The sequence below is a fragment of the Xanthomonas sp. NCPPB 3570 genome, from assembly GCF_056725115.1.
Genome location: NZ_CM161513.1, coordinates 227,771 through 242,199, shown reverse-complemented (window position 1 = coordinate 242,199; position 14,429 = coordinate 227,771). Strand labels below are relative to the sequence as shown.

The following is a 14,429-nucleotide window of genomic DNA, read 5'->3' as shown; positions in this document are numbered from 1 at the left end:
GTTAGAGCGCATCGGCGCCGATTTCGCCGGTACGGATACGGACGACCTGCTCGATGGCGGTGACGAAGATCTTGCCGTCGCCGATCTTGCCGGTGCCGGCCGCGCCCTGGATCGCCTCGACCACGGCATCCAGACGCTCGTCGGTCACCACGGTCTCGATCTTGATCTTGGGCAGGAAGTCGACGACGTATTCGGCACCGCGATACAACTCGGTGTGGCCCTTCTGCCGACCGAAGCCCTTGACCTCGGTGACGGTGATGCCGGACACCCCAGCCTGCGACAAGGCCTCGCGGACCTCGTCGAGCTTGAATGGCCGGATGATGGCGGTGATCAGTTTCATGCGCATACCCCGTTGGTGGAAGGAACCGGCCGCCGAAGGCCGGCCGGCACTGAGCCCATCGACCGCGCCGCGAACGGCGCGGTTACTGCTGCGCGATGCGTTCCGTGGATCACGCCGTGGCCCACCGCACCGAAGGTGCGGCGGCAACGGCGACGTGGGAGGGAACGTGGCCCACGGCACGCAAGCGCTCTGTTGCGCGGTACATCCCCTGGTCAATCGATGACGCTGGCGCGGACCACCTGCGCGGCTCCCCAGCCGGGCAGGTGGCGGCGATGGCGAAGGAGGGAGGGGAAGCCTTCGCCATCGCCGCGCGTGGAACTCAGTTGGCGTAGTACAGCTGGTATTCCAGCGGGTGCGTGGCCGCGCGGAACCTGGTCACTTCCTGCATCTTCAGCGCGATGTAGCCGTCGATGAAGTCGTCGGTGAACACGCCGCCGGCCTTGAGGAACTCGCGGTCGGCGTCCAGCGCTTCCAGCGCCTGATCGAGGCTGGAGCACACCTGCGGGATCTGCTTCTCTTCTTCCGGCGGCAGGTCGTACAGGTCCTTGTCGCTGGGCGCGCCCGGGTCGATCTGGTTCTTGATGCCGTCCAGGCCAGCCATCATCAGCGCGGCGAAGGTCAGGTAGCCGGACTGCAGCGGATCCGGGAAGCGGATCTCGATGCGGCGCGCCTTCGGGTTGGACACCCACGGAATGCGGCACGAGGCCGAACGGTTGCGCGCCGAGTAGGCCAGCATCACCGGCGCCTCGAAGCCCGGGACCAGGCGCTTGTAGCTGTTGGTGCCGGAGTTGGTGAAGGCGTTGATCGCCTTGGCGTGCTTGAAGATGCCGCCGATGTACCACAGCGCCATCTGCGACAGGCCGCCGTAGCCGTCGCCGGAGAACAGGTTGGTGCCGCCCTTGGCCAGCGACTGGTGCACGTGCATGCCCGAGCCGTTGTCGCCGACGATCGGCTTGGGCATGAAGGTCGCGGTCTTGCCGTTGCGGTAGGCGACGTTCTTGATGATGTACTTCATCATCATCAGTTCGTCGGCCTTCTTCACCAGCGAGTTGAACTTGGTGCCGATCTCGCACTGGCCGGCGGTGGCCACTTCGTGGTGGTGCACCTCGACTTCGATGCCGACCTGCTCCAGGGTCTTGCACATCTCGGCGCGCAGGTCCTGCAGCGAGTCGGTCGGCGGCACCGGGAAGTAGCCGCCCTTGACCGCCGGACGGTAGCCGCTGTTGCCGCCTTCGATCTTGCTGCCGCTGCTCCAGGCCGCCTCTTCCGAATCGATCTTGAAGAAGGTGTGGCCCATCTCGTTGCCGAAGCGCACGCCGTCGAAGATGAAGAATTCCGGCTCCGGGCCGAAGAACGCCTGGTCGGCGATGCCGCTGGACTTCAGGTAGGCCTCGGCGCGCTTGGCCACGCCGCGCGGGTCGCGGCCGTAGCTCTGCATGGTGGCCGGGTCGAGGATGTCGCAGGTCAGCACCAGGGTCGGATCGGCCATGAACGGATCGACGAAGGCGGTGTCGGCGTCGGGCAGCAGGACCATGTCCGACTCGTTGATGCCCTTCCAGCCGGCGATCGAGCTGCCGTCGAACATCTTGCCTTCCTCGAACAGCGACGGCTCGACGATGCTGACCGGGAAGGTGACGTGCTGCTGCACGCCGCGCATGTCGACGAAGCGCAGGTCGACGAACTCGATCTTGTTGTCCTTGACCAGCTTCTCAATAGTTTCCGCAGACATTCGATGCAACCTCGGGTTGTGAAGGGCGTGGGCGAGTATCAGCAATCGCCATGCCAAGCGTGTGGCACTCACAAGCCCTTGATTCTGCTGAAGCGTGCACGCGAACGATGCAAATGCACTGCACTTTCCTGGTGCATTCACGCCCGAACGCACCAAATTTGTGCGCCTGATGGATGCTCTATCCTTGCGCAGCTTCCCCCCTCCCCCAAACGCGACCCTTTCCTCCATGAGCGATCTGTTGTCGGCCCTGCTGCTGGGCATCATCGAAGGCCTGACCGAATTCCTGCCCATCTCCAGCACCGGGCACCTGTTGATCGCCGAGCGCTGGCTCGGCCACCGTTCCGACTTCTTCAACATCGTGATCCAGGCCGGCGCGATCCTGGCCACCACCCTGGTGTTCCGGCAGCGCTTGTGGGACCTGGCCACCGGCCTGGGCGACCGCGCCAACCGCGACTACGCATTCAAGCTGGGCGCCGCCTTCCTGGTCACCGCGGTGGTCGGCCTGGTGGTGCGCAAGGCCGGCTGGCAGTTGCCCGACAGCGTGCAGCCGGTGGCCTGGGCGCTGGTGATCGGCGGCGTGTGGATGCTGGTGGCCGAGTACTTCGCCGCACGCATGCCCGAGCGCGAGACGGTGACCTGGACGGTGGCCATCGCGGTCGGCCTGGCGCAGGTGGTGGCCGGCGTGTTCCCCGGCACCTCGCGGTCGGCGGCGACGATCTTCCTGGCGATGCTGCTGGGCCTGAGCAAGCGCTCGGCCGCAGCCGAGTTCGCCTTCCTGGTCGGCATTCCGACCATGTTCGCGGCCAGCGCCTACTCGTTCCTGGAGCTGTACAAGGACGGCGGCCTGGGCAGCGAGAACTGGGGCGACGTGGCCCTGGCCTTCGTCGCCTCGATGGTCACCGGCTTCGTGGTGGTGAAGTGGCTGCTGGGCTACATCAAGTCGCACCGCTTCACCGCCTTCGCGGTGTACCGCATCGTGCTGGGCGCGGCGCTGCTGCTGTGGTTGCCGGCGGCGTGAGGGGTTGAGTCCGCTAGGCGCTGCGCGCGCCGTACCCTCACCCCAACCCCTCTCCCGAAGGGAGAGGGGCTTCGGCTTCTCCCTTCTCCCCTCGGGAGAAGGTGCCCCGCAGGGGCGGATGAGGGTACGGGCGAAGCCTCGCAATGCCAGATCAGCGAGGCGCTTCACGCGCCGGACCCTCACCCTAACCCCTCTCCCGGAGGGAGAGGGGCTTTAGTGCTCACTTCGCGGCTGGATTGAGGCTGTAAGTGCCGTGCAGGCTAGCCTCTGCCAGCACGTGGCCCTGCATCGCGCGCAAGGCATCGGCGGAGGTGAAGCGTGCCGGCACGTCCAGGCGCGCCACGTCCAGGGCGAACAGGCGGAAGAAGTAACGGTGCACGCGCAGGTCGTTGGCCGGCGGGTACGGGCCGTCGTAGCCGTGGTAGTCGCCGCCCATTGCCGCGTCGCCGGCGAACCAGTCGGTGTAGCTGTTCAGCCCCTGCCGCGCGCCGTCCAGGCCGGGCGGTTGCTGCTTGCCCTTGGCCACCACGCCGTCGCTGGCGCTGCCCTCGGCGATCTCCCGCAGGTCGGCCGGCAGGTCCACTGCCACCCAATGCACGAATTCGGTGCGCGGTTGTTCGACCGGGATCTGCACGTCGTCGCGGCCGACCATCTCGGCCACGGTCGGCACGTCCGGATCGACGCACAGCAGCACGAAGGACTGAGTACCGGCCGGCACCGCGTCCCAGGCCAGGTGGGGGTTGCGGTTGCCGCCGAAGCCGTCGGCCTGGCCCATCGCGTAGGTCGCGGCGATGGGCTGACCCGGCTGGATGCTGTCACTGCGAAGGCGCATGCGTGAATCTCCTTGGGGAATCAGGTTTCAGGGTAGCCAAGGCGCACCGCGACCGGCGTCAGCAGCGCGAAGGCCGCGGACAGCGGGGCGGCGTAGGCGCGCCAGTGGCCGGCGGCCAGGCGCGGCGGGCCGACCGTGGCGATGGTCGGGAACGCCACGCCGAACGCCTGCTCCAGCGCCGCCGCCACGCCGGCCGGATCGTGCTCGGTCCCGTCCAGGCGCACCAGGTGGTGCGGATACAGATCCTGCTCATGCAGGTCGGCGACCTGAGACAGCACCGCCGCCAGCCACTGCGCACCGGTCTCCGGCGAGGCCAGGCCCAGCGGCGCCGGGGCGCCATTGGCCAGCCAGTCCAGCAGCATGTCGCGCGGGTCGCGCAGCACGATCAGCAGCCGCCCTTCCGGCAGGTGCGGGCGCAGCGCGCGCAGCAGCGCGTTGTCCCACCACAGCAGCCAGTCGACGATGTTGCCGTCGCCGACGCCGCGCGCCGGCAGTTGCGCGCGCCACTCGGCGACCAGCGCCGCTCCGTCCAGGGCGCCACTGTCCAGTTCCCCGACGCTGCGGAAACGCTGCAGGCCGTCGGTCGGCGGCTGCTGGCCGAAGCGGTCGCCGCGCAGCACCGGGCTGGCCGCGTCGATCACCGCGATCACCCGCTCCACGCCGCTGCCCGGGGGGCCCCAGACGAACAGCGGGCGGGCCTGGTTCTGCGGGTCGACCGTGCCCAGCGGCGGCCACTGCGCCGGGGCCTGGCCCAGTGGCGGCAGCGGCAGGCGGTGCGGCAACTGCTCCTCCTGGAAGGCCACCCAGGTCGCCAGCGCGTCGTCCGGGCGCCCGGCCGCATCCTGCACCGCCGCCAGCCACGGCCGCACCACGGTGCGGTCGCGTTCGGGCATGCGCTGCATCAGGCCGTGCACGTGGGCAATGGCGGCATCGTGCTCGCCGCGCTCCAGCAGCGCCTCGACCAGGCGTTCCTCGCCGCTGAGCCGACCCGGTTCCAGCGCCACGATGCGCTGCGCCACGGCCTCGCCCTGGTCGCGCTCGCCGGCCATGTCGTGCACCCGCAGCTGCGCTTCCAGCGCCGGCACGTGCGCCGGCATCGCCGCCTGCCAGCGCGCGATCAGCGCCCGCGCCTCGGGGCCGCCCACCGGCTCCAGCGCCAGCCGCGCCAGCCACAGGTCGTGGGCGTCGGTGGTGGTGGCCAGCGCCGCTTCCAGGGTGGCGCGGGCGTCGTCGATCGCGCCCAGGCGCTGCCAGGCGATCAGCGCCGCGTGCAGGGTGCGGCGGTCGGCCGGAGCCACCGCCAGGGTGCGGCGCAGGTGGTCCAGTGCCTCGGCCGGGCGATCGGCCTGCAGGGCGTATTCGCCGGCCAGCCGGCGCATGTTGGCGGTATCGCCGGCCGGATCGGCCAGCACCGTCTCCAGCGCGGTGATGGCGTCGTCCAGGCGGCCCTGGCGGTAGGCCAGCTGCGCGACCAGCGCCATCATCGCCGCGCCGGTGCCCGGAGTGAGCGCGGCGACGCGGCGGAACGCGGTCTCTGCGAAGGCGAAGTGCTGCTTGTCCAGGTAGGCGAAACCCAGCGCGTAGAGCAGGCGCGGATCGTCCGGCAGCGCGTTGCTGGCGCGCGCGAGCAGCGCCAGCGCACGGTCGGCGTCGCCGCGGCGCAGCGCCAGCATGCCGTCCACGCCGAGCAGTTGCGGATGCTCCGGCTGCAGGCGCGCGGCGGTGCGGCTGAGCCGCTCCACTTCGTCCAGGTCGCCGCGGCCCAGCGCCAGGTGCGCGCGCATCACGTAGGCGAGGAATTCGTTGGGATCCAGCGCGGCGGTCTGCGCCAGGGCGTCCTCGGCCTGGGCCAGGTCGTTGGCGCTGACCAGCATGCCGGCGTGCAGCAGGTGCAGGCTGGCGTCTTCCGGCGCCAGCGCGATCGCGCGGCCGATGCTGTCCAGGGCCGCGGCGGTCTCGCCGTGCTGCTGTTGCGCCAGCGCCAACCAGCGCAAGGCCTGCGGGTCGTCGGCGGCCTCGGCGGCCCAGGTCTGGGCGAGACGCAGCGCGTCGGCGGTGTCCTGGCGACGCAGGGCGTCGAGAATGGGCTCGTGCATGGCGTTCCGGTTCGGGGCAAACCCGCATTGTAGCGGGAGCATCGGGCCGCCCTGCGCGGGCGCCTGCGGCCAGTCGGCGGGCACGGCGGGCGTCGTCTGGCCTCGCTGGGAACGGCCGTGTCGCCACGCTACGGGTGGACTGAGGCGACGAGACGGCGACGTGCGCCGGGCAGCGCTACCTGATGGCGGCGACGTTGGTGCGGAACCAAGGAAGGGGGCATCACCCGGGGAATCGCGGTGCGCTCACCCTGCTGACCGCCTGGCGCGCACCGGCGCGGGCGAGGTCGCCCGCCGGCAAAAGCGCCACCGCCGCCGGTCAGGCCTCCACCAACCCCTCGGTCAGCCGTTCGGCCACCCAGCGTTCGGCGAAGCCGTCGCCGCGCGCGTTCTCGATGAAGCCGCAATGGCCGCCCCAACGGGCGATCTCCAGCCGGGCGATGTCGGGCAGGCGCCAGCTGCGGAAGTCGTCCAGCGGAATCACCGGATCGTCCTCGGCCATCAGGATGTCGGCCGGCACGCGCAGGTCGAGCAGGCGCTCGCCGGCGATGCAGTAGCTGTCGAAGTAGGCGTCCAGGCTGGCGAAGCCGGCATGGCGCTCGGCCAGCCAGGCCATCAACCCGCGCATGTCCAGCGCCAGGGTGGCGTCGTCGTAGCCGTGACGGTCGGGGAACAGCTCGCGCTTGCGCAGCAGCGACTCGCGCCACTTGCGACGGAAGTACCAGTCGTAAAACTGCGGACCGTTCTCGATCCGCTGCATGGTGGTGGCCGGGTCCAGCAGCGGGCACACCGCGGCCACGTGCTGCAGCGGCAGCCCCGCGGCCGGCGCGCGCAGCGCCAGGCGCAGGGCGAAATTGCCGCCCAGCGAGTAGCCGGCCGCAAGCAGGGTCGGCGCCGGGAAGCGCCGCCACAGGTCGCAGGCGGCGTTGACCACTTCGTCCAGGCGCTCGGAGTGGAACAGGTCCACGTTGAGGTGGTGGGTGCCGCCGTGGTCGCGGAAGTTGAGCCGGAACACCTGGTAGCCCAGCGCCAGCATCTTCGCCGCGGTCAGGCGCATGTAGCTGGAGTCGGCGCTGCCTTCCCAGCCGTGCAGCAACAGCACGGTGCCGCGCGGCGCTTCGCCGGCCGGCACGCTGAGCCATCCCTGCAGGCGCACGCCGTCGCCGCCATCGAGGATGTGCGAGGTGGTGGTGGCGCCGCTGGCGGCGAGCAACTGTTCGCCACGGCGCACGCGCAGCAGGCTGGAACCCAGTACCGATTGGACGTGCGGGTTGCGCAGCCAGCGTGGGGGGGAGTAATCGGTCGCGTTCATGGAGAGCGAGCTTGCGCCTGTCGACTGGAGTAATCGGTCAAGCGCGGCAGGGGCAGTGTCCCGCTGTTCAGGGTTGTGCCATCGCCGTGACGATGCGCGCGCGGGAGATCTCGGCGATGCGTCGGCGCCCTTCCACGTCCTGCAGCCGGATCGGCTCCAGGAAATGCACCTCGGCCACCCGCCCCGGCTCGCCGAGCAGGCGCAGGAAGTTGGCGAAGAAACTCTCGTGCGGCCCGAACGCGACGATCTGCTGGGCCGAGCCGCCGGCGCCGTAGCGCAGGGCCACCGGCTGCACCGCCACCTCGGCCTCGACCGCGGCCTGGAAGATGCGCGCGTGGAACGGGCCCACATCCTGGCCGCTGCGGGTGCGCCCTTCCGGGAACACGCCGACCGAGCAGCCGGAGCGCAGCCGCTCCAGCATCGCCTGCAGCACCCCGCCCAGCGACTCGGTGCTGCCGCGCTGGTGGAAGATGGTCTGCCCGCGTGCGGCCAGCCAGCCGACCAGCGGCCAGCCGGCGATCTCGCGCTTGGCGACGAAGCCCATCATGCGCTGGCTGTGCAGCATCACGATGTCGATCCAGCTGACGTGGTTGGCGACGAACAGCACCGGGTTGGGCAAGGGCGCGCCGATGCGGCGCACGCGCAGGCCGAAGATGCGCAGCAGCCAAGTCGACCACCAGCAGACCATGCGGTCGCCGAAGGATTCGGTGCCGGCCCGGCCGGGCGACAGCGCCATGCACACCAGCAGGAACGGCAGCGACAACAGCACGTGCAACGCCAGCAGCGGCACGCGGTAGCCGTAACGAACCCAGCGCAGCGCCCCACCGTATTGGCGCATGGCGGGTGGGGAGAACTCGCTCATCTGAACAAGGGTACCGGAAGCGGGGGCCTAGCGGAGAATTGTGTCACCCCGAAGACGCGGCTGGCGCCGCCGCGGCAGCGCGTGCCGAGGCAGGGTTCAGCCCGGGCGCCGGGCTCAGCCGCGGTCGACCACCGCCAGGGTCAGCCGCGACACGCATACCGGCTTGCCGGCCGCGTCCTCGATGTGGATCTCCCACACCTGCGTGGTCCGGCCCACGTGCAGCGGCCGCGCGGTGCCGGTGACCGTGCCGCTGCGCGCGGCGCGCAGGTGGTTGGCGTTGATCTCCAGGCCCACGCAGATCCGCCCCGGCCCCACGCACAGGTTGCCGGCGGTGCTGCCCAGGGTCTCGGCCAGCACCACCGAGGCACCGCCGTGCAGCAGCCCGTACGGCTGCCGCGTGCGCGCGTCCACCGGCATCGTCGCCCGCAGCCAGTCCGGCCCGGCCTCGGTGAAGACGATGCCCAGGTGCGCGATCAGGGTGTCGCGGCAATCGGCGTTGAGGACAGCGAGATCGGCAGGTTCGCGAAAGGACATTGGTTGGAGGGCCGGGATTGGGGATTCGGGATTGGGGATTGGCAAGAGCGGCATCCCCGGCGCTGACATTATCGCGCCAGGACGAGGCATGAGCTCGCAGGAAGGCGCTTTTGCGAATCCCCAATCCCGAATCCCGAATCCCCGCCCATCAGAGAATCGGCACCAAGCCCGAGCCGAACGCGGTCAACATCCGCACCAGCAGCCACTTCGGGCCGACGTTGACCTCGGGGAAGTCGCCGACCGCGCTGTAGCAGCGGTGGAAGCCGGGATCGCGCCGGGTCAGCGGTGCCGGGCAGTCGGGGCCGGGCTGGAACTCGTAGTCGGTGGCGTAGCGCCAGGGCCAGAAATCCAGCACCGGCAGCGCCTCGGAGACCTTGCCCATGCTGTAGTTCAGGCCCGACAGCACCGGCGGCTTGACCCGCGGCGCCACCACCCAGGAGTTCTCCGGCTCGATGTCGCGGCCGATGCTGGCCGCCAGCGCCTGCGCAAACGCTGGATCGTCGACGATCACCGCGCCTTCGGTGTTGTAGGTCTCGCTGCGCGGGTCGAAGTTGTGGGTGCCGATCACGCCGACGCGGCGGTCCACCACCAGCGACTTGGCGTGCAGGCCCATGCGCGCGCCCTCGCGGGTCACCGGCAACGGCCGGTTGGCGATGCGCCGGCTCAGGTAGGACGGGCGGGTCTCGGTGCGCAGCACCCGGCGCGCGACCTCGCTGCCGTCGCCGCGGCCGCCGGACGGCCCGCCACTGCCGCTGCCGAGCAGCGAACTGCGCCCGGCGGCGCTGCCGCCCAGCAGCGTGTTGCGTCCGCTGCCGGGCTCGCCCTGGTTGTCGTCGCTGGCCGCGGTGGACGGCAGTTCGCCCTGCAGCGGCGCCGGCAGCAGGTTGGCGTAGTCCACCGGCGCGTCCAGCGGGAACGGCTTGTATTCGTAGATGTCGAAGCCGAGCTCGCGCAGGTTGCGGCGCTTGTACTTGTAGGACAGCGCGTACACCACCGGGTTGTCGGTGGCCGCCAGGCTGTTGGTGGCCACCACCACGCGCGGCGGCGGGGTGCGCTTGCGCAGGTCGCGGAAGATCTCCTGCGCCGGGTCCGACAGCACCAGGTACGGCGTCTGCAGGATGATCTCCTCGCGCGCGTCGGCGATCAGCCGGTCGAGCTTGGGCGCGGTGGAGATGGCCTTGGGGCCGTGTTCGCGGCGGTGCTTCTGCGGCAGGTCGGCGACGTAGTCCACATGCTTGACCGGCAGCGCCGGAAGCACGAAGGCGTTCTCCACGAAGGCCGGATCGGCCGCCTCCTCGCTGACCCGCTGCACCCGCTCCGGGCGCAGGAACTGCGCCGGCGGCATCGCCGGCACGCCCTCGCGCAGCAGCAGCTTGCCGACGTCGTTGAGCCGCGCCACCGGCACGCTGCGCCGCGCGGCCCAGTAGGCGTCGAAGTTGGCGGCCATCGACCGCGCCACGGGACCGGCGACCAGCACGTCGCGGTCGCGGAAGTTGTACTCGGCGTCCCAGTCGTAATAGTCGTCCTGGTAGTTGCGCCCGCCGACCACGCCGATCGCATCGTCGATCACCAGCAGCTTGTTGTGCATGCGCTGGTTGAAGCGGCGGAAGCAGCACAGCACGCTGGCGGCGTAATGGAAATAGTTGGGCTTGGCCAGGCCGAAGGTGGGGTTGTAGATGCGCAGCGAGAAGTTCTCGTGCGCGCCGGCCAGGGCGCCGAGGATCTGCAGGTCGGAGATCGCCGAGAGTTGGTCGATCAGTACCCGCACCTTGACCCCGCGCCGCGCCGCGGCCAGCAGCTCGTCCATCACCAGCCGCGCGCTGTCGTCCTTGTCGAAGATGTAGGTCTGCAGGTCGATGCTGCGGCTGGCGCTGCGGATCAGGTTGACCCGCGCCACCAGCGCTTCTTCGCCGTGGTCGAGGATGGTGGCGTAATGCCGCGGCGCGCCGTCGCCGGACTGGGCGAAGGCCTTGCCGGCCAGCCCGCGCAGCGGCGAGGCCAGCGCGCAGTGGTCCCCGCGCGTGCAGTCGACCTGGCGGTCGCGCGCGGCCTCGGCGATCGCCACGGCACGGCCGTGCTGCGCCTGCGACAGGCTCGCGCAGCCGCTGCCGAGCAGCAGCGCCACCACCACCAGCACCCGCATCCATCGTGATGTCACCGAGTGGACGCCTCGGTCAGGCGTGCGCGCAGCACGAAGGTGACCCGGTCGCTCAAGGCCAGATCCCACTTGTCCATTCCGTAACGTCCACGCAATACCGTACCGCGGCTGATGACGTCGCAATCATAGCCTGCGCGGGTGCATGCGGCCGGCATGACGGTCAGCGTCTCGGCGTGGCTGATCCCGCGGATGCTCAGGACGCCGGGGATCGGCCCGCCCTTGCCCAGCACCTGCGGCGAGAACGGCTGCGAGTCGAAGGACACGGTGGGGTAGCGCGGCGCGTCGAAGAAATCCTCGCCGCGCATCCAGCCGGTGTAGCGCGGCTTGCCGGGGATTTCCACGTAGGCGGTGAACAGGCGCAGGTGCACCTGATGGCGGCCATCGGGCAGCACGTGCACGGTGCCCTCGTAGCGCGGGAAGAAGCCTTCGATGCGTTGGCCGAAGCGGGTGCGGATCTCGAACCCGAAGCGCGACTGCGCCGGGTCCAGCGCGTACTCGCCGGGTGCCAGCAAGGCTGGCGTCACCTGCGCACAGGCGGCAGCGCACCACAGACACAACGGCAGCAGCGCGGCGCACAGCGCCGGCCGCAGGGACCTGCGCAGCGCGCTCAGGGCCACCAGAACGCGGTCAAGCGCGCCACGCCCGGCTCGATCGCCGCGTCGTGCGGGACCCCGAGCACGGCGACGCTGGCGGTGGGCATGCCGCGGTAGTCGCCGGACTGGCCGCTGTGCATCAGTGCCGCCAGCCGCTCCAGGCCCGGGTTGTGGCCGACCAGCAACAGCCGCTCGACGTCGCGGTGGCCGTCCAGCAGATCGGCCAGGGTGCCCGAAGTGGCCTCGTAGATGCGCGGCTCCAGGCGTTGCTCGACGTAGCCGGTCAGCTCCAGCACCGCCTCCAGGGTCTCGCGCGCGCGCCGCGCCGGCGAACACAGCACCCGGTCCGGCACCAGCCGCTGCTCCAGCAGCCAGCGCCCGGCGGCCTCGGCCTCGGCCAGGCCGTGCGGCGACAGCGGCCGGTCGAAATCGGCCTGGCCGGTGTCGGCCGGTTCGGCGTGGGCATGGCGCAGCAGGATCACTTCTCGCAAAACGATGGTCATCGGTCAGGCCTTCTTGAGCCACTTGAGCAACGGTTCCCAGTCCTGCTGGTGGTCGCGGACCTGGACGGAGTGGTAATCGAACAGGCTGCGGCCCAGCCCCACCAGCACCACGTAGGCCTGGCTGTCGCGCAGTTGCGCCACCACCGGGTAGGGCCATTCGCCCAGCATCTGCAGCGCCTGCTGGGTGGCGTTGGTCCAGGGCTTGCTGCGGTTGAGCACCAGCCCGACCGGCAACTTGCGCTGGTGCACCCGCGGCACCTTGGCCAGGGTGTTGAGGAAGCCGACGGTGGCCTCGATGTCCAGCGCCGACGGCATCACCGGCACCACCACTGCGTCGGCCTCGTCGAGGAAGTGGCCCAGATCCTCGGCCATGGCGCCGGCGGCGGCATCGACGATCACCCGCTGCGCGTCGTCGGGCAGCGCCGCGCGCCAGCTGCGCTTGCGGCTGGCGTCGATCGGCAGCACCGCGCTGTCCAGGCCGGCGCGGCGTTCGGCCCAGCGGGTCGAGGAGCCCTGCGGATCGGCATCGGCCAGCACCGTGCGCTTGCCGGCCAGCGCGTAGGACGCCGCCAGGTGCGTGGCGACCGTGGTCTTGCCCACGCCACCCTTGGAGCCGGCCACCAGGATCGTCTTCATGCACGCCTCGCTTCCGGGGGAAGAAGCCGGAGCGTACACCGGCCCTACGTCAGCCGGTAGTCAACATGCAGCATGCCGACCGACAGCACGCCGGCCGCCGCCGGGCTTGCTATCGTGGCGGCCCCCTTCGGCTTCCGATGCCATGAGCGAACTGCAGGACCTGGTCGCGCTGATCCGCGCCAACACGCCCCTGATCGTGATCGAGACGCAGGAGGAGGCGCGCATCGTCGATCTGTTCCGACAGGCCTTGATGCAGGTCTGGCGCGCCCTGCACCGCTGGTCGATCACCGAGGGCCTGCGCCGCATCGACCTGGACCGCGAGGACCCGCCGAGCGGGCCACCGGACGCCAGCGCGGTGCTGCAGGCGATCAAGCAGGCCGATCAGCGCGGCATCTACCTGCTGCTCGACGTCACACCGTACCTGGGCTATGCCAGCCACCAGCGCCTGCTGCGCGACATCGTCGAGCGCCGCCATTGCCAGCCGCACGTGCTGGTGCTGATCGGCACGCGGATCGAACTGCCGCCCGAACTCGAGGCGCTGGCGACCCGCTTCAATCCGCGCCTGCCCGACGCCAACGCGCTGCTGAAGATGGTGCAGGAGGAAGCGCAGGGCTACGCGCGCGAGTTCGGCGGACGCCGGGTGGAAGTCGACGGCGAGGCGGTCAAGCAGATCCTGCGCAACCTGCGCGGCCTCAGCCTGATCGACGCGCGGCGCATCGCCCGGCAACTGATCTACGCCGACGGCGCGCTCACCGCATCCGACCTGCCGCAACTGGCCAAGCTCAAGTTCGAACTGCTCAACCGCAGCGGCCACCTGCAGTACGACAACGACGCCACGCGCTTCGAGGACGTGGCCGGTGCGCGCCGGCTCAAGCAATGGATCGCGCAGCGCCGCGCGGTGTTCGCCGGCACCGCGCCACCGGGGCTGGACCCGCCCAAGGGCGTGCTGCTGCTCGGCGTGCAGGGCTGCGGCAAGTCGATGCTGGCCAAGGCCACCGCCGCCGGGTTCGGCGTGCCGCTGCTGCGCCTGGACATGGGCGCGCTGTACGCCAAGTACCACGGCGAGACCGAGAAGAATCTGCGCGATGCCCTTGCCGCGGTCGAACAGCTGGCGCCGTGCGTGCTGTGGATGGACGAAATCGAGAAGGGCCTGGCCAGCGGCGGCGAGGACGGCGGCGTGTCGCGGCGCGTGCTCGGCACGCTGCTGACCTGGATGGCCGAACGCGGCAATGCCGACGGCAGCGCCGGGGTGTTCATCGTCGCCACCGCCAACCAGGTGCACGAGCTGCCGGCGGAACTGCTGCGCAAGGGCCGCTTCGACGAGATCTTCTTCGTCGACCTGCCCGATCCGCAGGCGCGCGTGGAGCTGTTGCGCCTGCATCTGACCCGGCGGCAACTGCACGCGGACGCGTTCGCGCTGCCGGCCTTGGCTGCCGCGGCGGATGGGTTCTCCGGCGCCGAGATCGAGCAGGCGATCGTCTCCGGGCTGTATGCCGCGCATGCCGAACAGCGGCCGCTGGACACCGAGCTGCTGATGCAGGAGATCCGCAACACCCGACCGCTTTCGGTGTTGATGGCCGAGCAGGTGCAGGCGCTGCGCAGTTGGGCCAGTGGGCGGACGGTGCCGGCGGATTAGTTGCGGGCGGTCCAGTCGCGGCGTTGTGGGGCTGTGTAGGAGCGGCTTCAGCCGCGACCAGGCGCTATCGGTCGCTTCCGGTGTTGGTTGCGACTGCTCCTGCTTTCATGAGGCTGCGCCCGACCCTCACCCCAACCCCTCTCCCGGGGGGAGAGGGGCTTAAGCTTCTCCTTCTCCCCACGG

12 protein-coding genes and 2 pseudogenes are annotated in these 14,429 nt (G+C 70.4%); 2 read left to right on the top strand and 12 right to left on the bottom strand.

The genetic code is table 11. The features are described 5' to 3' along the window. Nucleotide 1 precedes the first annotated feature (1 nt). Both AC1PLR_RS01040 and glnA read right to left on the bottom strand, forming a co-directional pair. On the bottom strand, nucleotides 2–340 hold the full coding sequence (locus tag AC1PLR_RS01040; protein ID WP_010341076.1) for a P-II family nitrogen regulator: 339 nt from the start codon (nucleotides 338–340) through the stop codon (nucleotides 2–4). A 319-nt stretch (nucleotides 341–659) separates the two neighbouring features. After that, nucleotides 660–2,069, bottom strand: coding sequence for a type I glutamate--ammonia ligase (gene glnA, locus AC1PLR_RS01035; protein ID WP_481102372.1), 1,410 nt, complete (start codon nucleotides 2,067–2,069; stop codon nucleotides 660–662). A 226-nt stretch (nucleotides 2,070–2,295) separates the two neighbouring features. On the opposite strand from glnA, the gene AC1PLR_RS01030 reads away from it, so the two are divergent. Then, nucleotides 2,296–3,087 (top strand): undecaprenyl-diphosphate phosphatase, encoded by a 792-nt coding sequence (locus tag AC1PLR_RS01030; RefSeq protein WP_440985301.1) that lies wholly within the window; start codon nucleotides 2,296–2,298, stop codon nucleotides 3,085–3,087. 220 nt (nucleotides 3,088–3,307) lie between these two features. On the opposite strand, the gene AC1PLR_RS01025 is transcribed toward AC1PLR_RS01030, so the two are convergent. The 10 genes and pseudogenes from AC1PLR_RS01025 to AC1PLR_RS00980 form a co-directional block, all read right to left on the bottom strand. Next, entirely contained in the window at nucleotides 3,308–3,919 is a 612-nt protein-coding gene (locus AC1PLR_RS01025) for a YbhB/YbcL family Raf kinase inhibitor-like protein (protein WP_481102371.1), read from the bottom strand. A 20-nt stretch (nucleotides 3,920–3,939) separates the two neighbouring features. Further along, the gene (locus AC1PLR_RS01020) at nucleotides 3,940–6,015 is read right to left on the bottom strand and encodes a tetratricopeptide repeat protein (protein ID WP_481102370.1); all 2,076 of its coding nucleotides are present in this window, start codon (nucleotides 6,013–6,015) and stop codon (nucleotides 3,940–3,942) included. Nucleotides 6,016–6,331: 316 nt separating this feature from the next. Further along, nucleotides 6,332–7,324, bottom strand: a complete 993-nt coding sequence (locus tag AC1PLR_RS01015) for a YheT family hydrolase (RefSeq protein WP_481102369.1) — start codon at nucleotides 7,322–7,324, stop codon at nucleotides 6,332–6,334. A 67-nt stretch (nucleotides 7,325–7,391) separates the two neighbouring features. After that, complete coding sequence (locus tag AC1PLR_RS01010) at nucleotides 7,392–8,186, bottom strand: lysophospholipid acyltransferase family protein (protein ID WP_019801786.1); 795 nt, start codon at nucleotides 8,184–8,186, stop codon at nucleotides 7,392–7,394. Nucleotides 8,187–8,300: 114 nt separating this feature from the next. Beyond that, nucleotides 8,301–8,720, bottom strand: a complete 420-nt coding sequence (locus tag AC1PLR_RS01005) for a hotdog fold thioesterase (RefSeq protein ID WP_420008525.1) — start codon at nucleotides 8,718–8,720, stop codon at nucleotides 8,301–8,303. Nucleotides 8,721–8,868: 148 nt separating this feature from the next. After that, a pseudogene (locus AC1PLR_RS01000) lies at nucleotides 8,869–9,462 on the bottom strand (phospholipase D-like domain-containing protein); the annotation flags it as partial. Nucleotides 9,463–9,584: 122 nt separating this feature from the next. Further along, a pseudogene (locus AC1PLR_RS00995) lies at nucleotides 9,585–10,863 on the bottom strand (phospholipase D family protein); the annotation flags it as partial. Nucleotides 10,864–10,874: 11 nt separating this feature from the next. Next, entirely contained in the window at nucleotides 10,875–11,495 is a 621-nt protein-coding gene (locus AC1PLR_RS00990; RefSeq protein ID WP_481102368.1) for a YceI family protein, read from the bottom strand. Further along, entirely contained in the window at nucleotides 11,486–11,962 is a 477-nt protein-coding gene (locus AC1PLR_RS00985) for a SixA phosphatase family protein (protein ID WP_010340932.1), read from the bottom strand. Before AC1PLR_RS00985 ends, AC1PLR_RS00990 begins: the two co-directional genes overlap by 10 nt. Nucleotides 11,963–11,977: 15 nt before the next feature. Further along, the gene (locus AC1PLR_RS00980; protein WP_010340933.1) at nucleotides 11,978–12,610 is read right to left on the bottom strand and encodes a ParA family protein; all 633 of its coding nucleotides are present in this window, start codon (nucleotides 12,608–12,610) and stop codon (nucleotides 11,978–11,980) included. Nucleotides 12,611–12,752: 142 nt separating this feature from the next. Between AC1PLR_RS00980 and AC1PLR_RS00975 the strand changes: the two genes are divergently transcribed. Further along, the gene (locus tag AC1PLR_RS00975; RefSeq protein ID WP_481102367.1) at nucleotides 12,753–14,246 is read left to right on the top strand and encodes an AAA family ATPase; all 1,494 of its coding nucleotides are present in this window, start codon (nucleotides 12,753–12,755) and stop codon (nucleotides 14,244–14,246) included. The last annotated feature ends 183 nt before the right edge of the window (nucleotides 14,247–14,429 follow it).

Excerpts from the sequence above, each read along its gene's own strand:
- AC1PLR_RS01040 (WP_010341076.1), bottom strand. The coding sequence starts at position 340 with ATGAAACTGATCACCGCCATCATCCGGCCATTCAAGCTCGACGAGGTC.
- glnA (WP_481102372.1), bottom strand. The coding sequence starts at position 2,069 with ATGTCTGCGGAAACTATTGAGAAGCTGGTCAAGGACAACAAGATCGAG.
- AC1PLR_RS01030 (WP_440985301.1), top strand. The coding sequence starts at position 2,296 with ATGAGCGATCTGTTGTCGGCCCTGCTGCTGGGCATCATCGAAGGCCTG.
- AC1PLR_RS01025 (WP_481102371.1), bottom strand. The coding sequence starts at position 3,919 with ATGCGCCTTCGCAGTGACAGCATCCAGCCGGGTCAGCCCATCGCCGCG.
- AC1PLR_RS01020 (WP_481102370.1), bottom strand. The coding sequence starts at position 6,015 with ATGCACGAGCCCATTCTCGACGCCCTGCGTCGCCAGGACACCGCCGAC.
- AC1PLR_RS01015 (WP_481102369.1), bottom strand. The coding sequence starts at position 7,324 with ATGAACGCGACCGATTACTCCCCCCCACGCTGGCTGCGCAACCCGCAC.
- AC1PLR_RS01010 (WP_019801786.1), bottom strand. The coding sequence starts at position 8,186 with ATGAGCGAGTTCTCCCCACCCGCCATGCGCCAATACGGTGGGGCGCTG.
- AC1PLR_RS01005 (WP_420008525.1), bottom strand. The coding sequence starts at position 8,720 with ATGTCCTTTCGCGAACCTGCCGATCTCGCTGTCCTCAACGCCGATTGC.
- AC1PLR_RS00980 (WP_010340933.1), bottom strand. The coding sequence starts at position 12,610 with ATGAAGACGATCCTGGTGGCCGGCTCCAAGGGTGGCGTGGGCAAGACC.
- AC1PLR_RS00975 (WP_481102367.1), top strand. The coding sequence starts at position 12,753 with ATGAGCGAACTGCAGGACCTGGTCGCGCTGATCCGCGCCAACACGCCC.